Source organism: Paraburkholderia sp. BR14374, from assembly GCF_040948685.1.
Classification (GTDB): domain Bacteria; phylum Pseudomonadota; class Gammaproteobacteria; order Burkholderiales; family Burkholderiaceae; genus Paraburkholderia; species Paraburkholderia youngii.
Genome location: NZ_JBFPKF010000008.1, coordinates 258,794 through 275,705 on the forward strand (window position 1 = coordinate 258,794; position 16,912 = coordinate 275,705).

General features: G+C 63.1%; 13 protein-coding genes. 9 read left to right on the plus strand and 4 right to left on the minus strand.

Annotation, left to right across the window (positions count from 1 at the left end):
* Nucleotides 1-33: 33 nt before the first annotated feature.
* The 6 genes from AB3X86_RS20905 to AB3X86_RS20930 all read left to right on the plus strand — a co-directional run bounded on the left by AB3X86_RS20905 (nucleotide 34) and on the right by AB3X86_RS20930 (nucleotide 6,541).
* Nucleotides 34-1,200, plus strand: coding sequence for a glycosyltransferase family 4 protein (locus AB3X86_RS20905; RefSeq protein ID WP_368597451.1), 1,167 nt, complete (start codon nucleotides 34-36; stop codon nucleotides 1,198-1,200).
* A gap of 251 nt (nucleotides 1,201-1,451) precedes the next feature.
* Nucleotides 1,452-3,830 (plus strand): ATP-binding protein, encoded by a 2,379-nt coding sequence (locus AB3X86_RS20910; RefSeq protein ID WP_368597452.1) that lies wholly within the window; start codon nucleotides 1,452-1,454, stop codon nucleotides 3,828-3,830.
* 37 nt (nucleotides 3,831-3,867) lie between these two features.
* Nucleotides 3,868-4,599: a methyl-accepting chemotaxis protein gene (locus AB3X86_RS20915; protein WP_368597453.1), complete on the plus strand. Its 732-nt coding sequence runs from the start codon at nucleotides 3,868-3,870 to the stop codon at nucleotides 4,597-4,599.
* Nucleotides 4,596-5,135: a hypothetical protein gene (locus AB3X86_RS20920; RefSeq protein ID WP_368597454.1), complete on the plus strand. Its 540-nt coding sequence runs from the start codon at nucleotides 4,596-4,598 to the stop codon at nucleotides 5,133-5,135. Before AB3X86_RS20915 ends, AB3X86_RS20920 begins: the two co-directional genes overlap by 4 nt.
* Before the next feature lie 28 nt (nucleotides 5,136-5,163).
* Nucleotides 5,164-6,144 (plus strand): chemotaxis protein CheX, encoded by a 981-nt coding sequence (locus tag AB3X86_RS20925; protein WP_368597455.1) that lies wholly within the window; start codon nucleotides 5,164-5,166, stop codon nucleotides 6,142-6,144.
* Between the two features lie 31 nt (nucleotides 6,145-6,175).
* Nucleotides 6,176-6,541: a response regulator gene (locus AB3X86_RS20930; RefSeq protein WP_176108549.1), complete on the plus strand. Its 366-nt coding sequence runs from the start codon at nucleotides 6,176-6,178 to the stop codon at nucleotides 6,539-6,541.
* A gap of 41 nt (nucleotides 6,542-6,582) precedes the next feature.
* Here AB3X86_RS20930 and gmd read toward each other — a convergent pair whose 3' ends face one another.
* Genes gmd through AB3X86_RS20945 form a run of 3 tightly spaced genes read right to left on the minus strand, consistent with a single transcriptional unit; the run spans nucleotide 6,583 to nucleotide 9,511 of the window.
* Nucleotides 6,583-7,626, minus strand: coding sequence for a GDP-mannose 4,6-dehydratase (gene gmd, locus AB3X86_RS20935; protein ID WP_176377787.1), 1,044 nt, complete (start codon nucleotides 7,624-7,626; stop codon nucleotides 6,583-6,585).
* 56 nt (nucleotides 7,627-7,682) lie between these two features.
* Nucleotides 7,683-8,432: an SGNH/GDSL hydrolase family protein gene (locus tag AB3X86_RS20940; RefSeq protein ID WP_368597456.1), complete on the minus strand. Its 750-nt coding sequence runs from the start codon at nucleotides 8,430-8,432 to the stop codon at nucleotides 7,683-7,685.
* The gene (locus AB3X86_RS20945) at nucleotides 8,429-9,511 is read right to left on the minus strand and encodes an acyltransferase family protein (protein ID WP_368597457.1); all 1,083 of its coding nucleotides are present in this window, start codon (nucleotides 9,509-9,511) and stop codon (nucleotides 8,429-8,431) included. Before AB3X86_RS20945 ends, AB3X86_RS20940 begins: the two co-directional genes overlap by 4 nt.
* A gap of 561 nt (nucleotides 9,512-10,072) precedes the next feature.
* Here AB3X86_RS20945 and AB3X86_RS20950 point away from each other — a divergent pair.
* From AB3X86_RS20950 to AB3X86_RS20960, 3 genes are all read left to right on the plus strand, one after another.
* The gene (locus tag AB3X86_RS20950) at nucleotides 10,073-12,274 is read left to right on the plus strand and encodes a hypothetical protein (RefSeq protein WP_368597458.1); all 2,202 of its coding nucleotides are present in this window, start codon (nucleotides 10,073-10,075) and stop codon (nucleotides 12,272-12,274) included.
* A gap of 62 nt (nucleotides 12,275-12,336) precedes the next feature.
* Nucleotides 12,337-13,803, plus strand: coding sequence for a flippase (locus AB3X86_RS20955; protein ID WP_176108543.1), 1,467 nt, complete (start codon nucleotides 12,337-12,339; stop codon nucleotides 13,801-13,803).
* Nucleotides 13,800-16,280, plus strand: coding sequence for a glycosyltransferase family 4 protein (locus AB3X86_RS20960; RefSeq protein ID WP_368597459.1), 2,481 nt, complete (start codon nucleotides 13,800-13,802; stop codon nucleotides 16,278-16,280). Before AB3X86_RS20955 ends, AB3X86_RS20960 begins: the two co-directional genes overlap by 4 nt.
* A gap of 192 nt (nucleotides 16,281-16,472) precedes the next feature.
* Here AB3X86_RS20960 and AB3X86_RS20965 read toward each other — a convergent pair whose 3' ends face one another.
* Nucleotides 16,473-16,763 (minus strand): contact-dependent growth inhibition system immunity protein, encoded by a 291-nt coding sequence (locus tag AB3X86_RS20965; protein WP_368597460.1) that lies wholly within the window; start codon nucleotides 16,761-16,763, stop codon nucleotides 16,473-16,475.
* Nucleotides 16,764-16,912: the final 149 nt, after the last annotated feature.

The following is a 16,912-nucleotide window of genomic DNA, read 5'->3' on the forward strand; positions in this document are numbered from 1 at the left end:
CTCACCGCAAGCAACACACAGGGGCACACCATCATGACGACTGGCTCAATCAAATCACTGCAGATCGGGATGCACTGGTTTCCCGAACGCGCGGGCGGCCTCGACCGCATGTACTACTCGCTGGTCGGCGCGCTGCCGGGCGCGGGCGTCGCGGTGCGCGGCGTCGTCGCCGGCTCGCCGAAAGTCGCGGCCGATACCGGTGGCGCGATCAACGGTTTCGGCTCCGCCGCGCAATCGCTGCCGTTGCGGCTGATGGCGGCACGCCGCGCGCTGCGCCAGGAGATCCGCAGGTCGCGGCCCGACGTGATTTCATCGCACTTCGCGCTCTATACGTTTCCGGGCCTCGACGTGACGCGCGGCATTCCGCAGGTGTCGCATTTCCAGGGGCCGTGGGCCGACGAGAGCCACGTCGAAGGCGCCGATTCGCTCGGCCAGCGCGCGAAGCGTTATCTGGAGCAGTCGGTGTACGCGCGTTCGTCGCGGCTGATCGTACTGTCGGACGCGTTCGGCAAGATCCTGACGACGCGCTACGGCATCTCACCGGAGCGCGTGCGCGTGGTGCCGGGCTGCGTCGACGTCGAGCAGTTCAATCTGCCGATCACGCAGGCCGAAGCGCGTCTGCGTCTGCAATTGCCGCAGGATCGGCCGATCGTGCTGGCGGTGCGACGGCTGGTGCGGCGCATGGGTCTCGAAGATCTGATCGATGCGGTGAAGCTGGTGAAACGCAGCGCGCCCGACGTGCTGCTGCTGATCGCCGGCAAGGGGCGGCTCGAAAGCGAGCTTCAGGCGCGCATCGACGACGCGGGGCTCGAACACAACGTGAAGCTGCTCGGCTTCGTGCCCGATCAGCATCTGGCGGCACTGTATCGCGCGGCCAATCTCAGCGTCGTACCGACGGTCGCGCTGGAAGGCTTCGGGCTCATCACGGTCGAATCGCTTGCGTCGGGCACGCCGGTGCTGGTGACGCCGGTCGGCGGATTGCCGGAGGCGGTGGCGGGCTTGTCGCCGGATCTGGTGTTGCCGGAAACCGGCGCAGCGGCGATCGCCGCGGGTCTCGCCGGCGCGTTCAACGGCACGCTAAAGCTGCCCGATGAGGATGCATGCCGCCGCTATGCGCGCGAGCACTTCGATAACGCAGTGATCGCGAAGCGGGTCGCGGCGGTGTATGCCGAAGCGATCGCGGCGCACGCACTGCATTGAAGCGCAGTGGGCCAACAAAAAAAGGTCATTAATAACGGCATTTTTCTGTCGAACTTGAGCCCGGATTGGCCCTGATTCACGAATTTTTCGGCCTTATTTTTCAAAACCCCAAAACGTGTGGTCCGGCGTCGACTTCGTCACGTTGACGTCACACATCCGCGACGATAATCCCCGCGCCCGAAAGTACAAAAACACACGGGCGTCCCGCTCAATGCGTGGACCTTGTATTTTCAGACCTCGGGGATTCTCAGATGACCATCCGTCACCGCATCACGCTACTCGTCATTCTGATGCTCGTCGCGTTATCCGCCATTGGTGGATACGCTGTGCTTCAGACTCGCAACAGCGCCGCCAACGTCAGACAGGTTACCCAGGGTGTCGTGCCGAGCGCGCTCGCGTCGGCCGACCTCGTGTCGCAGCTCAAGGACGTGCAGCTCGCGATGATGACGCTCGTCTATGCGCCTGACGAGAATATGGTCTCGCAGGCGCGAGACCTGCTGAAAAGCAAGGAAGCGTCGCTGCACGCGGCGCTCGACGTGCAGGCGAAGGCCGCGCAGGGCCAGGCGCAAACCGGGCTCGTGAGCCAGGCGCGCGACAGCCTCGCCAACTATTTCAACGCGGTCAACGACACCGCGAGGATGAAGGCCGACGGCAAGAACGAACTGGCGCAGGCGTATCTGTTCGCGAACGTCGCGCAATACCGCGATGAACTCGAAGGCATCGTCGAGACGCTGCGTATCGAGAAGAACCGCCAGAAAGACGCCGCGATCGACGACCTGAACAGCGCGCTCGCCACCACGACGACGGCGATCGGCGCCGCGACCGGCGCGGCCATCGTCGTGCTGCTGCTGATCAGCGCGCTGCTGTATCGGCAGATCACCCGGCCGCTGAGCCGCATGCAGGTGGAGATGAGCGAGATCGCGGCAAGCCAGGACTTCACGCGCCGCGTGCCGGTCGGCCGGATGGACGAGATCGGTCATTCGATCGTCGCGTTCAACGGCATGATCGAGAAGATCCAGCAAAGCTCGCTGCAGTTGAAGCAGAAGACCGCCGATATCCAGGCGATGCTGCAAAACATGCAGCAGGGGATTCTGACTGTGGTCGAAGGCGTGGTCGTGCATCCGGAATACTCCGCGTGTCTCGAGGCGATCTTCGAGACTCGCGAGATTGCGGGCCGTCCGCTGCTCGACCTCGTGTTCGGCGGCACCGATATCAACAGCGATGAGCTCGCGCAGATCGAAGCGGCGCTGCACGCATGTATCGGTGAAGACAGCATGAACTTCGAGTTCAATCAGCACCTGCTGGTCAACGAAATCGCCAAGCCGATGGCCGATGGCCGCGTGAAGACGCTCGACCTGAGCTGGTCGGCGATCACCGACGAACACGACGTCGTGCAGCGTTTGATGCTGTGCGTGCGCGACGTGACCGAACTGCGCGCGCTCGCCGCCGAGGCCGGCGAACAGAAGCGCCGGCTGGAAATGATCGGCGAGATTCTCGCGGTGAGCCAGGAGAAGTTCCATCACTTCGTCGAAAGTGCGACGGGCTTCATCAGCGAGAACGAGCGGATCATCCGTCAGCATCACGAGCCGAGTCACGAAGCGGTCGCCGAGCTGTTCCGCAACATGCACACCGTCAAGGGCAATGCGCGCACCTACAGCCTTCAGCATCTGACCGGCGTCGTCCACGAAACCGAACAGCGGTACGACGCATTGCGCCGCGCGGACGGCGGTGAAGCGTGGGACCAGCAGCTGCTGATCGACGATCTGCAGCGCGTGAAGGCCGCGCTCGAAACCTACGCGACGATCAACGAAGTGAGCCTCGGCCGCAAGGGTCCGGGCCAGAACGGCGCGGTGGATCGCTACCTGATGGTCGATCGCGAGTTGATCCAGAAGCAGTTGGACTTGCTCGAAAGCGCCGATCCGGCCGACCGGGACGCACTCGTGTCGATGCGCGAATCGTTGCAGCGTGAGCTGCGCCTGTTGGGCACCGAATCGATCTACGAAGCGCTCGCGGGCGTGCTCGAATCGCTGCCGTCTCTGGCGGCCGAACTCGGCAAGGAAGCGCCGATCGTCAGCATCGACAACAACGGTTATCGCGTGCGCAGCGAGGTCAGCAATACGCTGCGTAATGTGTTCACGCACCTGCTGCGCAATTCGGTCGATCACGGCATCGAGCCCGCCGCCGAGCGTATCGCGAACGGCAAGGACGCGGCTGGCGTCATCGAGTTGGAAGTGGGCGTCGACCATCACGCGCTGCAGATCACCATCAGCGACGACGGCCGGGGTCTCGCGCTCGCAAAGATCCGTGCTGCGGCGATCGAACGCGGCTGGATCGACGCCGATGCCGCGCTCAGCGACGAAGCGATTGCCGAGCTGATCTTCCGTTCCGGGTTTTCGACCGCGCAGAGCGTCAGCGAGATTTCGGGCCGCGGCGTCGGGATGGATGCGGTGCGCGATTTCGTGCGGCGCGAGCATGGCCGCATCGAATTGCGTTTCACCGACGATCGTCGCGGCGCCGACTATCGCCGCTTTCAGACCGTCGTGTCGTTCCCCGAGGACTGGGCGGTCGACAGTCTCGATGCGTCCACCGATGCAGCGCGCGAGCGTGACGCGGATGCGGTAGCAGGCTGATCGCCTGAACGATTGAACGAAGCGATGGGAGCAGGTTGTGTTTGAAAGTTATCTTGTGGCCGCAGGCGTTGGCGGTATCGTCTGCGCGCTCGCGACGGGAATTTATTATCGTCGGGGGCTTCGCGCCAGTGCGGAAACTCAACGTGTCGACACGCTCGCGCGGCAAGCCCTCGAACAGCAACTCGACGCAGCGCTCCAGGCCGGTGAGCGGGCCAACGGCGAACGCGCCGCCCTGGAGGCGATGCTCGCCGATCTGCGCGCGCAGGCCGAGCAGGGCGAGCGGAATCGCGAATCATTGCAGGCGAGCCTCGACGCCGCGAGCGCGCGAAGCGACGAATGGCTGCAGCATGCGACGCGGATCGCGCACGAGGCCGCCCGACTGAAGACGCTGACGATCACGTTCGAGCGCTGGCACGAGCAGATGATTTCGCTGATGTCGCAGAACCGCGACATGCACAAAAAGAACCAGGAGCTGTCGTCGATCGTGCAGCACGTGCTGATCGTTTCCCTGAATGCGTCGATCGAAGCGGCGCGCGCCGGCACCGCGGGTCGCGGCTTTTCGATCGTCGCGGGCGAAGTGCGCTCGCTCGCGTCGCGCTCGCAGGAACTGTCGAAGAGCTATCAGGAGAGTCTGCATCGCAACGATCTGACGACCGCGGCGACGTTCCAGGACATCCAGGCCGGCGGCAAGATGATCACGGCGTCGCTCGGCGGCGTCGAAGCGCTGGCGACCCAGTTTCAATCCAGGCTCGAGCAGGCCGCAGCGTGATTACCGATCAGGCGTTGCAAAGCATCGCGGACATCTTCTGTCACGCGGCTCGCGCGAGATTGCCCGCGACGCCGGGTGATGCGTGCGAGATCAGCGCGGTGCCGAGGTGGGATCGCGATCATCCGCCCGGACCTTGCGCGATGGCGCTGACGATCTCGTCGATCGGTTTTCGTCTGCTGTTCGTGCTGCATTTCAGCAAGGACGAAGCAACGCGCGGCTACTACGCGAGCGGCGACACGACGCGTTCGCTGTCCGAAACGCTGATGGAACTCGGCAACCTGTGCTGCGGCTACATGAACCAGCAACTGGTCGAGCATTTTCCCGATCTCGGCATGTCGACTCCGTATGAATTGAACAGCCGCTGTATCGAGTATCTGGACGAGTTGCGGCCCGATCACGTGTGGGCATACGAGCTGACGATCGGCGCTGCGGCCCGGCTGGGCGTCACGTTATGCGTATGCGCGCAGGCGCCACTCGATTTCAAGGCTGAAGTCGCGACGGCCGACGAGGCCGAAGGCGAACTCGAACTTTTCTAGCAACACTGCATTCGCAGACTGAAACACGATGAATACCAGCAAGCCCGTCAGCAAGGTGCTCGTGCTCGACGACTGTCCGGCACACGCGCAAGCGCTGAAGCTCTTTTTCGACGAGCACAATCTGATAGCGCTGAAGGTGCGCGACAGCAGCCGCCTCGGCTCGGTTCTCGCCACCAATATCGATCTCGGCGGCGTTCTGCTGGCGGACAACTACGGTGGATCGGTCGAACAGGCGGCGACGACCGCGGCGCGGATCAATACGTTGCGCCCCGAACTGCCGGTGATCCTGCGTTCGAGCGGCAACTTGCCCCTCGAACAGCTTCCGAAGCCGTTGCAGAACGCGGCGTGCGCGCATTTCTATGGCGCCGATCTGACGGCGCTGCGTGAAGCCGTCGATCAATACATCTTCAGCCTCGACTTCCCGAATGCGCTCGTGCGCGGCATCGCCGAGATCACGGAAGCGCGGCTCGCCGCGTTATTCGACGGCGTCACCGTGCAACGCGACACGCCCAGCGTCGTGCGCGATCGCATCATCTTCGGCGAGGTGTTCAGCCTGATTCCGCTCGAAGGCACCTGGTGCCGCGGCTATATGTTGATGCAGGCCGAAGAGGAGCCGCTGCTCGGCATGATCGAGCGCGATCGCGCCGCACGCGGCCCCGGCATGCGCGCGGCGCAAGCGGGCTTTCGCGATCTGAACAACGTGCTCGGCGAATTGACGAATCTGATCTGGGGCGCGTTCAAGGACCGGTTCCTCGCTGCGCGGAACGCTCGCGAAGCGAGCCAGGTGCAGGTGCCTCTGCTCGTCAATCACAAGCACCGCTATATCTCGTTCGGCTCGGACAATCCGCAGTTGCGGTTTCAATACCGATTGAGCCACGCGGCGAGCGGACAGTCGGTGTCGATCGACCAGCGCTTCGTTTTCAACCTGAGCTGGTCACCCGAAGATTTTTCTGAAAACACGGTGGATGTCGACGATCTCGTCGAGTCCGGCGAGCTGGATCTGTTTTGATACTACGCGTCGATGACGCAAGGGAATGGCTATGGCAAAGATTCTGGTGGTGGACGATTCGAGCACGGTACGCGAAGAAGTGGCGGGCTTTCTGGCGAAAAACGGTCTGGACGTCGCGACCGCCATCGACGGCAAGGATGGTCTTACGAAGCTGAAGACGGATTCGAATATCCGCCTGATCGTCAGCGACGTGAACATGCCGAACATGGACGGCCTGACGATGGTCGAAAAAATTCGCGGCGAACTCGCGAACAAGACCGTCAACGTGATCATGCTGACGACCGAAAGCAGCCCAGCAATGAAGGAGCGCGGCAAGGCCGCCGGCGTGAAGGGCTGGATCGTCAAGCCGTTCAAGGGCGAAGCGGTGCTGGAGACGTTCCGCAAACTGGCGGGTTGACGCAATAGTGTGCGGCGAACCCGCCGCACACGGATGCCGTGTTAGAACGTCTCGTGGTGCTCGTTGCGCGCGATGTCCGCCTGCACCATCATCTGGCACAGCTGTTCGAGGGAGGTTTGCGGTTGCCAGCCGAGCGTGTCGCGCGCCTTTTCCGCGCAGCCGATCAGCAGGTCCACCTCGGCCGGCCGATAGAACTTCGGGTTCACGCGCACGAGCGTCTTGCCGGTTGCGACATCGATGCCGGTCTCGCGCTCGTCCTTGCCCGACCATTCCAACTGGAAGCCGGCCGCCGTGAACGCCATGCGCACGAAATCGCGAACCGTTTCAGTGCGACCGGTCGCGAGCACGAAGGTGTCCGGAGCGTCGGCCTGCAACATGCGCCACATGCCCTCGACGTATTCGAGCGCGAAGCCCCAGTCGCGCTGCGCGCTCAGGTTGCCGAGTTCGAGTACGTCCTGCTTGCCGAGCTTGATCTTCGCGACCGTGTCGGTGATCTTGCGCGTGACGAATTCGCGGCCACGTAGCGGCGATTCGTGATTGAACAGAATGCCGCTGCTCGCGAACAGGTTGTACGACTCGCGATAGTTGATCGTCGACCAGTGCGCGAACAGCTTCGCGACGCCATACGGGCTGCGCGGGTAGAACGGCGTGCTTTCGCGTTGCGGCACCGCCTGCACGAGGCCGAACATCTCGGACGTCGACGCCTGGTAGAAGCGCGTCTTCGGGCTCAGGATACGCAGGCCTTCGAGCAGATTCAGCGCGCCGACACCGGTCACTTCGGCGGTGGTCACCGGCTGGTCGAACGACACGCCGACGAAGCTCTGCGCGGCGAGGTTGTACAGCTCGTCGGCTTGGGTGCCGTCGAGCAGACGCAGCGTCGAGCCGAGGTCGGTGAGGTCGTGTTCGACCAGACGCAGATTCGGATGATCGAGCACGCCAAGCTCACGCATGCGCCAGAAGTTGACCGAACTCGTGCGCCGGTAGGTGCCGGTCACGTGATAGCCCTTGTCGAGCAGCAGCTTGGTCAGATAGGCGCCGTCCTGTCCGGATACGCCGGTGATGATCGCTTTGCGTGGTTGGCTCATAGCTTGCCTTCTAGTTTGTGAATGAAAAAAGAACGGAACGCGCGTAAAAGCGTGGCTCAATGTGTTTCGTCCAGCAGTCGCCGCACCAACGGTTCGACGACTCGATAGTCCTGTTCGGCCTTCAGCCGGTACAACTCCGGTTTCGGATGCGCGCCGTCCGACATCAGCGATTTCCAGTCGGGCAGGCCGCTCACATACGCGTATTGATCGACGAGCGGCACCTGCTGTTCGGCCGCCACGCGTCGCGTCATCGCGACCATCGTCGCCAGCATCGCGTTGAGCCGGTTATCGGGCATCGGGTTCGAGGTCTGCAAAACAGGCTGCTTGCCGAGTGCTCGCGCCGTTTGCACAAGCGATGTTTCGGCCGCGTAGAACTGCTCGGGCGTCTGGTTTTGCATCACTTCGTTGATGCCGTAGTTGATCAGCACGATTCGCGCGGACGAGGCGGCGAGACGTTCGCGCCACGGCAGGCCCGCCGTCGGTCCCGCGCGGCGATTGCCGGTGCCGTCGCGCAACTGCCAGGCCATCGTGCCGCCGACGCCGTAGTTCGTGACGCGCACGCGCTCGCCGTCATGCGCCTGCAACGCCTGCTGCAGATACGTGACGGCATTGCGCGCTTGCGGGCCGCAGTGGCCATCGCTGCAGGTAATGCCGAGCGTGGTCGAGTCGCCGTACGCGTCGATCAGCAGTTGCGTCGGCGATGACGTTGGCGGCTCGTCCACGGCCGCGCTCGTTGTCGGCGCGAGTAACGTCAGCGCCGACACGACGCCCAGCACGCGGGCAGCAACAACGGCCAGGCGGTTCATGCGCGGCTTTGCGGTGCTTGCCGCGCAACGCTGGCGCCGGCGTGGGCCGTCGCTCTCGACCCGCTCGTGGCGAAAATCAGGCGCTTCTCGAACGCGAACCATGTGATGCTCGCGTACACGAGCGTGATCGCGAGCGCGATCACGGCGCTCAGATAGCGATTCAGATGCAGCGGCCACACCAGGTACAGCACGCTCAGGTGGATCAGATAGATCGTGTAGCTGATCGTGCCGATATAAACGAGCACGGGGTTGCACAACAGGCGCTTGACGATGCCCTTGCTCTGCAGTGCGATCACCACGATCGACGTGCAAAGCACCAGCGACACGCTATAGAGCCCCGCATTCGACAACGGCGTGCTCGCCGCGCGAAAACGCGGGAAGTGCAGATGCAGCCATGCCAGCACCGCGAGGGCGGCGAGTGCGCCGAGCACCGCGAGGCCCTTATACGGTTCGAGCGCATTGCGATCACGCCGCACGGCCACCGCGAGCAGCGCGCCGGCCGCGAGCAGATCCATGCGGAACGGCGTCAGGTAATAGATCGGCCAGAACGAATCGAACCACGGCGTCGCAAGCGCGCGCAGCAGCGGCACCAGCACGATCAGCGCCGCCGCCACGCCGCCGAGCAGACGCTCGGGTACGAGCAGGATCACGAACGGCCAGAAGATGTAGAACTGCTCTTCGACCGCGAGCGACCACAGCACGTTGAGGCTTTCGTGACCGCTTTGATTGAGCGCATCGCCGATATTGGTCGCGAAAAACGCGTACCAGTACCAGTGCTGTGCCCACGCGAGGCCGAACAGCACCGACGACACGGCCATCAGCAGCAGGTACGGCGGCAGGATGCGGCGCGCGCGCCGCGCATAGAAATAGCTGAAATACGACTGCTGACGCGACTTGCGATCGAGCAGGATGCCGCTGATGAGAAAGCCGCTCAAAACGAAAAACAGATCGACGCCCATCCATAGCGGCGCTTTCAGCGCGTGCTGCGCGAACACCGCGAGCACGGCGATCGCACGCAGACCGTCGAGTTGCACGATGCGGGAATGGGAGGGCGCGAGGGGCAATGCGCTGGCTGTCATGAACCGTCCATGGTGTAAAGCGGATGGGCCGGGCGAAGGGCCGCGCGGTTCGCAACGGATAGCCGGCGAACAGGCGCGCGCTTCGCGTCGCAACTGAAGTGCAATCGATTCTAGGGAAAAGAAAATCGAGAAAAAATCTATTGGAACGGGCTATTTGAATCAGATTGAAACAGGGTATTTCTTTGGCCATTCCAGAAAGATTTATATGGTTATGTGGCGGGCGCCGGGCAGTCCGCGATAAATGCGTATTGCGTGATCCCACATCGCTACGAACGGAAGAGCGCGGCGACGGAGGCGCGCGCGACACCGCGGCTTTCGTTTTTCGTCGATTTTTAAATTCATTTCTTTTGCGACGTATAAGCGAACGAATATTTTTGAATTATTTTCGACTTTCGTTGTTGCATTTTTTCCGCGTAACTTAGTCGTGCGGACGGCTGCCTTCAGCGCCGCGCTTCAATCGGGTGCGCTTCGTTTTGCTTTACCACATCACTGATTTTCGCCCCGAGCGGGCAACGGGTCCGCGTGCATCGCGTTGACCGGACATCGACTGGAGGTTCCGCCTTGCGCCGCATCACGTTCAAACGCTGGTTCGCCCTGACAGCCTGCGCCGCCGGCGTCGTCGCCGCAACGGCCGTTCTGCCGGCTCGCGCCGAAATCGCGTTGAACGCGAAGACCTCATGGATCGGCAACAGCTTCGGCTTCGGCGATGGCACATGGACGCAGATCAACATCACCGCGATCGCGGTCACGTCGGACGGCAAGGTCTATACGAACGCGCCGTGGGATGAAAGCGGCGCCGAAGCGAGCGTCTATCAGGACGGCAAGATGCTCGGCTTCGCGGGTGGCACGCATGGCTGGGGCAACGCCGGCGGCAATGCGATCGCGGTCAACCGCAAATATGCGTTCGTCGCGATCGCGGTCGGCAATGAGAAGGGGCACCTGGTCGAGCCGGGCGTATGGCCGGACAAGGGCAAACAATGGTTCGGCATTTCGCGGCGCCTGATCGGCGAGCCGAAGCGCGTGGCACCGATTCAGCCCGCCGTCAAAAACGCGGACCCGCATGCGCAGCTAGCGGCCGGATTTCTGATGATGAACGAAGTGCCGACCGGCACGAACGCGGAGATAGACGGGCTCGCTGCGAACGACACGACGCTGTTCGCGGCCAATACCGCACGCAATCGCATCGAAGTCTACGATGCCGAGTCGATGCAGCAGAAGGCGACGTGGAGCGTGCACGAGCCTGGACGTCTCGCGCTCGCACCCGACGGCACGCTCTGGGTGCTGAGCGGCACGCGCAGCGATCGCGCGCCGGGCATCGAGCATTACACCGCGACCGGTCAGCGCATCGATGAAACCATCACGCTGCCGGCCGACACGGTCGCGGTCGACCTCGCCGTCGATGCGCAAGGCCGCCTGCTGATCGCCGACAACGGTCCGCGCCAGCAGGTGCTGTTCTTCACGAAGCGCGACGGCCGCTACACGGCGTCGGGCACGCTCGGCGAGCGCGGCGGCATTTTCAGCGGCGTCGCGGGCAAGCCGGGACCGTTGCGATTCAACGGCTTGACTGGCGTCGGTGTCGATGCGCGCGGCAATGTGTACGTATCGACCAATGGCATCGGTCCGCGTTACGAGCCGATCGGCGCGGGCCTCGGCGCGACGCTCGAAAGCTACGCGCCGGACGGCAAGCGCAACTGGCAGGTCGAAGGGCTGCTGTTCGTCGACGGCGCGTGGATCGATCCGGCCCGGCCCGACAGCGTCTATACCGGCAACAAGCGCTTCGAGCTCGATCTGTCGAAGCCGTCGGGGCAGGACTGGAAATACGCGGGATTCCTGTCGAATCGGTTCAAGTACCCGGACGATCCGGTGTTCCATACCGACCAGTATCCAGGCCTGCCGATCGCGCGGCGGTTGAAGGGGCGCACGTTCCTCTATCTGACCGACATGTATGCGGACCATCTGAAGATCTATCGCTTCGATCCGCAGCACGACGGCGAGAGCGCGATTCCGTCTGGATTTATCGCAGGCCGCGAGCGCGCGGTCACGAAGGTGCCGAATGCGCCGCCGGGCGGTGACTGGATCTGGCGCGACACGAATGGCGATGGGCAGTTCGAGCGCGACGAATACACGCTGAACACGAGCGGCACGAAGCTCGCGGGCGGCTGGGGCTGGTGGGTCGATACGGCCGGCGACATCTGGCGCACCCGGGATACGAAGGGCATCTATCGCTTCCGTTTCGGCGGACTCGATGCGAAGGGCAACCCTGTCTACTCGTACTCGAACCTGGCTCAGTACCCGGTGCCGGCACCGTTCAGCGAACTGCATCGCGCGATCTACGAACCGGACACCGACACGATGTACGTAAGCGGCTATACGGCGGATATGCCGACCGCGCAGGGCTTCTGGAAGGAAGTGGGGCGTGTGCTGGTGCGCTACGACAAGTGGTCGAGCGGCAAGCCGGTGCAGCGTTACGCGATCGACCTGCCGTGGCAGACGCAGAGCAAGCCGATCGCGACGATCATCGGCGTCACCGTCGAGGGGCAATACGTGTTCGGCGTCGAGCCGGTCGGCGCGGTGCACGTGTGGGACAAGGACAGCGGCAAGGAACTCGGCGTGATCCGGCCGGGCCCCCAAGTGGGCCGCGCGTCGGGCTGGGTCGACGTGCCGAACGGCATCAGCGCGACGAAGCGCGCCGATGGCGAGTACCTGGTGTTCGTCGAGGAAGACGCGCGCGGCAAGGTGCTGATGTATCGCTGGAAGCCTTGAGGCGCATTGGCCTCGCTGACGCAGCCCCGCACGCAATCTAACCGCAAAATCCAAGGGATTCGATGGACAAAGGCATTCTCCGGAACGTAGCGATCAATTTTTTCGGGCTCGTGCTGCCGACGTTCGTGTCGCTCGTGACCGTGCCGGCGTATATCCGGCTGCTCGGCGTCGAGCGCTACGGTGTGATCAGTCTCGTGTGGACGCTGATCGGCTACTTCGGGATTCTGGATCTCGGCATGAGCATGGCCGCGCAGAACCATATTTCGAAGGCGCGCGCGTCGGGCGATCAGCGGGAAAGCGCGCGCGTGTTCTGGAGCGCGACGTGGCTCAATCTGACGACTGGCGTGGTCGGCGGTTTGATCATCTACTTCGGTGCGTTCCTGTACACCGCGTATTTCACGAAGGTGTCGCCCGAGCTGCAGCACGAAGTGTATATGGCGCTGCCGTGGCTCGCGGTCGCGATTCCGATCGCGAACGTGTCGTGGGTGTTCGCGGGCGCGATCAATGGCGCGGAACGCTTCGGCGTCTACAACACGAATCAGACCATCGGCACGTTCCTGTTCCAGCTTCTGCCGCTCGGTGCCGCGTTGTGGCTCGGCGCGACCTTGCAGAATGTGCTCGCCGCGGCCGTGGTCGCGCGGATTCTCGCGGCGCTGCTGCTCGGCCGCTACGCGCTGAAAGTGCTTGAGATACGCAGCATTGAACCGCCGCGGCTCGGCGTCTCGAAAGGGCTGTTCAACTTCGGCGGCTGGATGCTGATCGCGAGCGTGACGACGATGGTCGCCGATTCGCTCGATCGCGTGATGCTCGGATCACGCCTCGGCGCGCGTTTCGTCACGTACTACACGGTGCCGCAGAATCTCGTCACGCGTCTGAACATCGTGCCGACCGCGCTGGTACGCACGCTGTTTCCGCGGCTGTCGGCGGTCGGTCGCGCGGATGCCGACACGATCACGCAGCAGTCGCTCGAATTTCTCAACGGCGTGTTCACGCCGGTCGCGCTCGTTGCGATGCTGGTGCTCGAACCGTTCCTGCATCTGTGGGTCGGCAACGAGATCGCGACGGTCGCGGCGCCCGTCGGCCGCATCATGATCGTTGCCGTGTGGCTCGTCGGCCAGGCGAACGTGACGCGCATCCTGATTCAGTCACAGGTCAATCCAGCCACCGCCGCGCGCATCGGGCTCGTCGAGTTGCCGCTGTTCGCCGGCGCATTGTGGCTCGGGATCACGCATTTCGGGCTGACGGGCGCGGCGGTCGCGGTTTCCGCGCGCGCACTGTTCGACTACGCGGTCCTGCTGCATTTCGCGGCGATCCGCGCGCGCCAGATCGTGCTCGACATGCTCGCCCATCTCGCCTTCCTGCTCGCCAGCCTGTGGCTCGCGAGCTTCCTGCCGAGCCTCGCGCTCGCGATCGCCGCTGGCTTGCTGATGGTCGGCGCGAACGTCGCGTGGTCGATCACGATGACGCCCGCCTTGCGCAATCTTGCGCGTTCACTGCTATTGCGACTGAATCCGAGGAAAAGCGCATGAATCACGACGTCCTTGAAAAAAACCTGTTGAGGCCTGCGACGCGCGGCGCGCTCGACGAACTGACGAGCGTGTCCGGCATGCAGCCGGCAGTGCGCCGTACCGCGCCGCGCGCGAACAAAAACGTGCGCATTGCGATCGTGCACGATTGGCTCGTCACCTACGCGGGCGCGGAGAAAGTGCTCGAGCAGATCATCGCGTGCTTTCCCGATGCGGACCTGTTCAGCCTCGTGGACTTTCTCGACGATCGCAGCTTCCTGCGCGGCAAGCCGGTGACGACGTCGTTCATCCAGAAACTGCCGCTCGCGCGCAGCAAGTACCGCTCGTATCTGCCGCTGATGCCGCTCGCGATCGAACAGCTCGACGTGTCGGCGTACGACGTGGTGATTTCGAGCAGTCACGCGGTCGCCAAGGGCATTCTCACCGGTCCCGACCAGGTGCATATCAGCTACGTGCATTCGCCGATCCGCTATGCGTGGGATTTGCAGCATCAGTATCTGCAGCAGTCGAAGCTGACCAACGGCCCGAAGTCGGCGCTCGCCCGGCTGATTCTGCATTACATACGCAACTGGGATATCCGCACGTCGAACTCGGTCGACGGCTTCATCGCGAACTCGGCGTTCATCGCGCGACGCATAAAAAAGGTGTATCAGCGCGACGCGCAAGTGATCTTCCCGCCGGTCGATGTCGACGCGTTCACGCTGTGCACGCAGAAGGAAGACTTCTATCTGACCGCATCGCGAATGGTGCCGTACAAGAAAATCGATCTGATCGTCGAGGCGTTCGCGCGGATGCCCGAGCGCAAGCTCGTCGTGATCGGCGACGGACCCGACATGGCGAAGATCCGTGCGAAGGCGGGGCCGAACGTCGAGATCATGGGCTATCAGCCGTTCAAGGTGCTGAAGGACCGCATGAGCCGCGCGAAGGCATTCGTGTTCGCGGCCGAAGAGGACTTCGGCATTTCCGTGGTCGAGGCGCAGGCTTGCGGCACGCCGGTGATCGCCTACGGCAAGGGCGGGGCGCTCGAAACCGTGCGCGATCTGTCGGAGCCGAAGCCGACCGGCATCTTCTTCGATGAACAGGATGCCGACTCGATCATCGCTGCCGTGAATCGTTTCGACGAGCTTGGGCACCGGTTCCAGCCCGAGCATTGCCGCGGCAACGCCGAGCAGTTTTCGGCCGCGCATTTCCGCGAGCGCTTTTTCGCGCAGGTGCGCGCGGCGGTGCCCGCGCTGCGCGCCGCCACGCTGCCGCCCTTTACGCCATATCGGCCGGGCGCGCAGAGCGCCGCGAACGTGCCGCGGATTCTCGCCGTCGATCAGAGCGGCGTGCTCGGCGGCGCCGAGCTGTCGCTGCTCGAAATCGTCAAGGCGCTGCGCTCGCGCATCGAGGTCGTGCTGTTCGACGACGGGCCGTTCAACACCGCGCTCGCGAAGACCGGCGTCGAGGTCTCCGTGCTCGATGCCGGGGTGCTGAAAAACGTGCGCAAGCAGGGCGGTTCGCTGCCGAAAGGTCAGGCATTGAAGGGGCTCATCTCACTCGTGCGTGCCACCGCGAAACGGGCGCGCAAAGCGGACGTGATCTACGCGAATACGCAGCGTGCGATGGTGATTGGCGCAGTGGCCGGCAAGCTCGCAAGACGGCCGGTGGTCTGGCATTTGCGCGACATCGTCAGCGCCGAGCATTTCGGCGGCAAGCAGCTCGCGATCATCAAGTGGTGCGCGCGGCTCGGCCTCACGCACGTGATCGCCAATTCGGCCGCGTCGGCGCAGGCGTTCGCGAAGCTCACGCGGTTCGACGGCAAGCGCATCGACGTCGTATTCAATGGGATCGACGCGGAGCCGTTCGACGCGTTGCGCACGGTGCCGCAAGAGGTGCTGCGCGAGCGCCTGAATCTGCCGCGCGACGCGTTCCTCGTCGGCTCGTTCAGCCGCCTTGCGCGTTGGAAGGGACAGCATGTGTTGCTCGAAGCGATGGTGCTCAATCCGCAGATGCATGCGGTGCTGGTCGGCGCGGCGTTGTTCGGCGAGGACCAGTACGAAATGGAACTGCGGGCCTTCGTTGCCGCACACGGGCTCGGCGAGCGGGTGCATTTTCTCGGCTTCCAGCACGATATTGCCGCCTGCATGTGCGCGGTCGATGCGGTCGTGCATACGTCGATCACGCCGGAACCGTTCGGCCGCGTGATCGTCGAGGGGATGCTCGCGCAGCGGCCGGTCGTGGCGTCGCGCGCGGGCGGCGTGCTCGAAATCATCGAGGACTATGAGAACGGCGTCCTGTGTACGCCGGGCGACGCGCATGCGCTCGCCGATACGCTCGCCGAATTGCGCTCGAACGGCGACTTGCGCGACAAGCTGGTCGAGAACGGCTATCGGACCGCGCAGGAGCGTTTCGGCACGCGCAGCTATGTGGATAGGGTCGCGGGGATTCTGAAGAGTGTAGCGGGGGCGGTAGAGCGGGGGTTTTTTGCGCGAGGGTAGACAGGGGCTTGGCCAGTCCTTGCTTGGCGTGACGGGGCGGAAGTCGAATGACCTTCGCTCCGTTTTTTTTGCGCCGCATTCAACGACACCACGTATGCCCCCGCAAACCGTCGTGGTCCGGCTTTTCCGCGAACATCACCGCGCGTGCATGCGCAGAGTGACATCGAACCCCCTCGCGCGACGACCAGTAGATTACTCGCTCAGAAGGCGCTTCAACTCGTCAAGGAATGAGGCTGTAGTGTGGCCCCACAGATTAGGATCAAACCCTGAACCGTAATCTCTTTCGAACGCAGAATCCAGGTCGGACGGATGTTCACTCATGAACGAATTTATTTCATCAATTATTTCTTTTCGATATTCCGGTGAACTATCATCTTTATAGCATGAGACAATTTCAGGGATCGTGTTTCCCCATAAATCAAAATCTTCATTGAAATACGCGCCGAAAAGCTCGTACATTCTGGGGTAGCGGTCAGATAACATTGACCATCCTTTAGCCGACGTGCGCAGTTAATATGTAATACGGCATATTGTTATATTCTTGAAACTTCAGTACTACCGTGACTAGAGCGGTGTTTTTTTACGCGAGGGTAGACAGGGCTTGGCCAGTCCTTCCTTGGCGTAACGGGGCG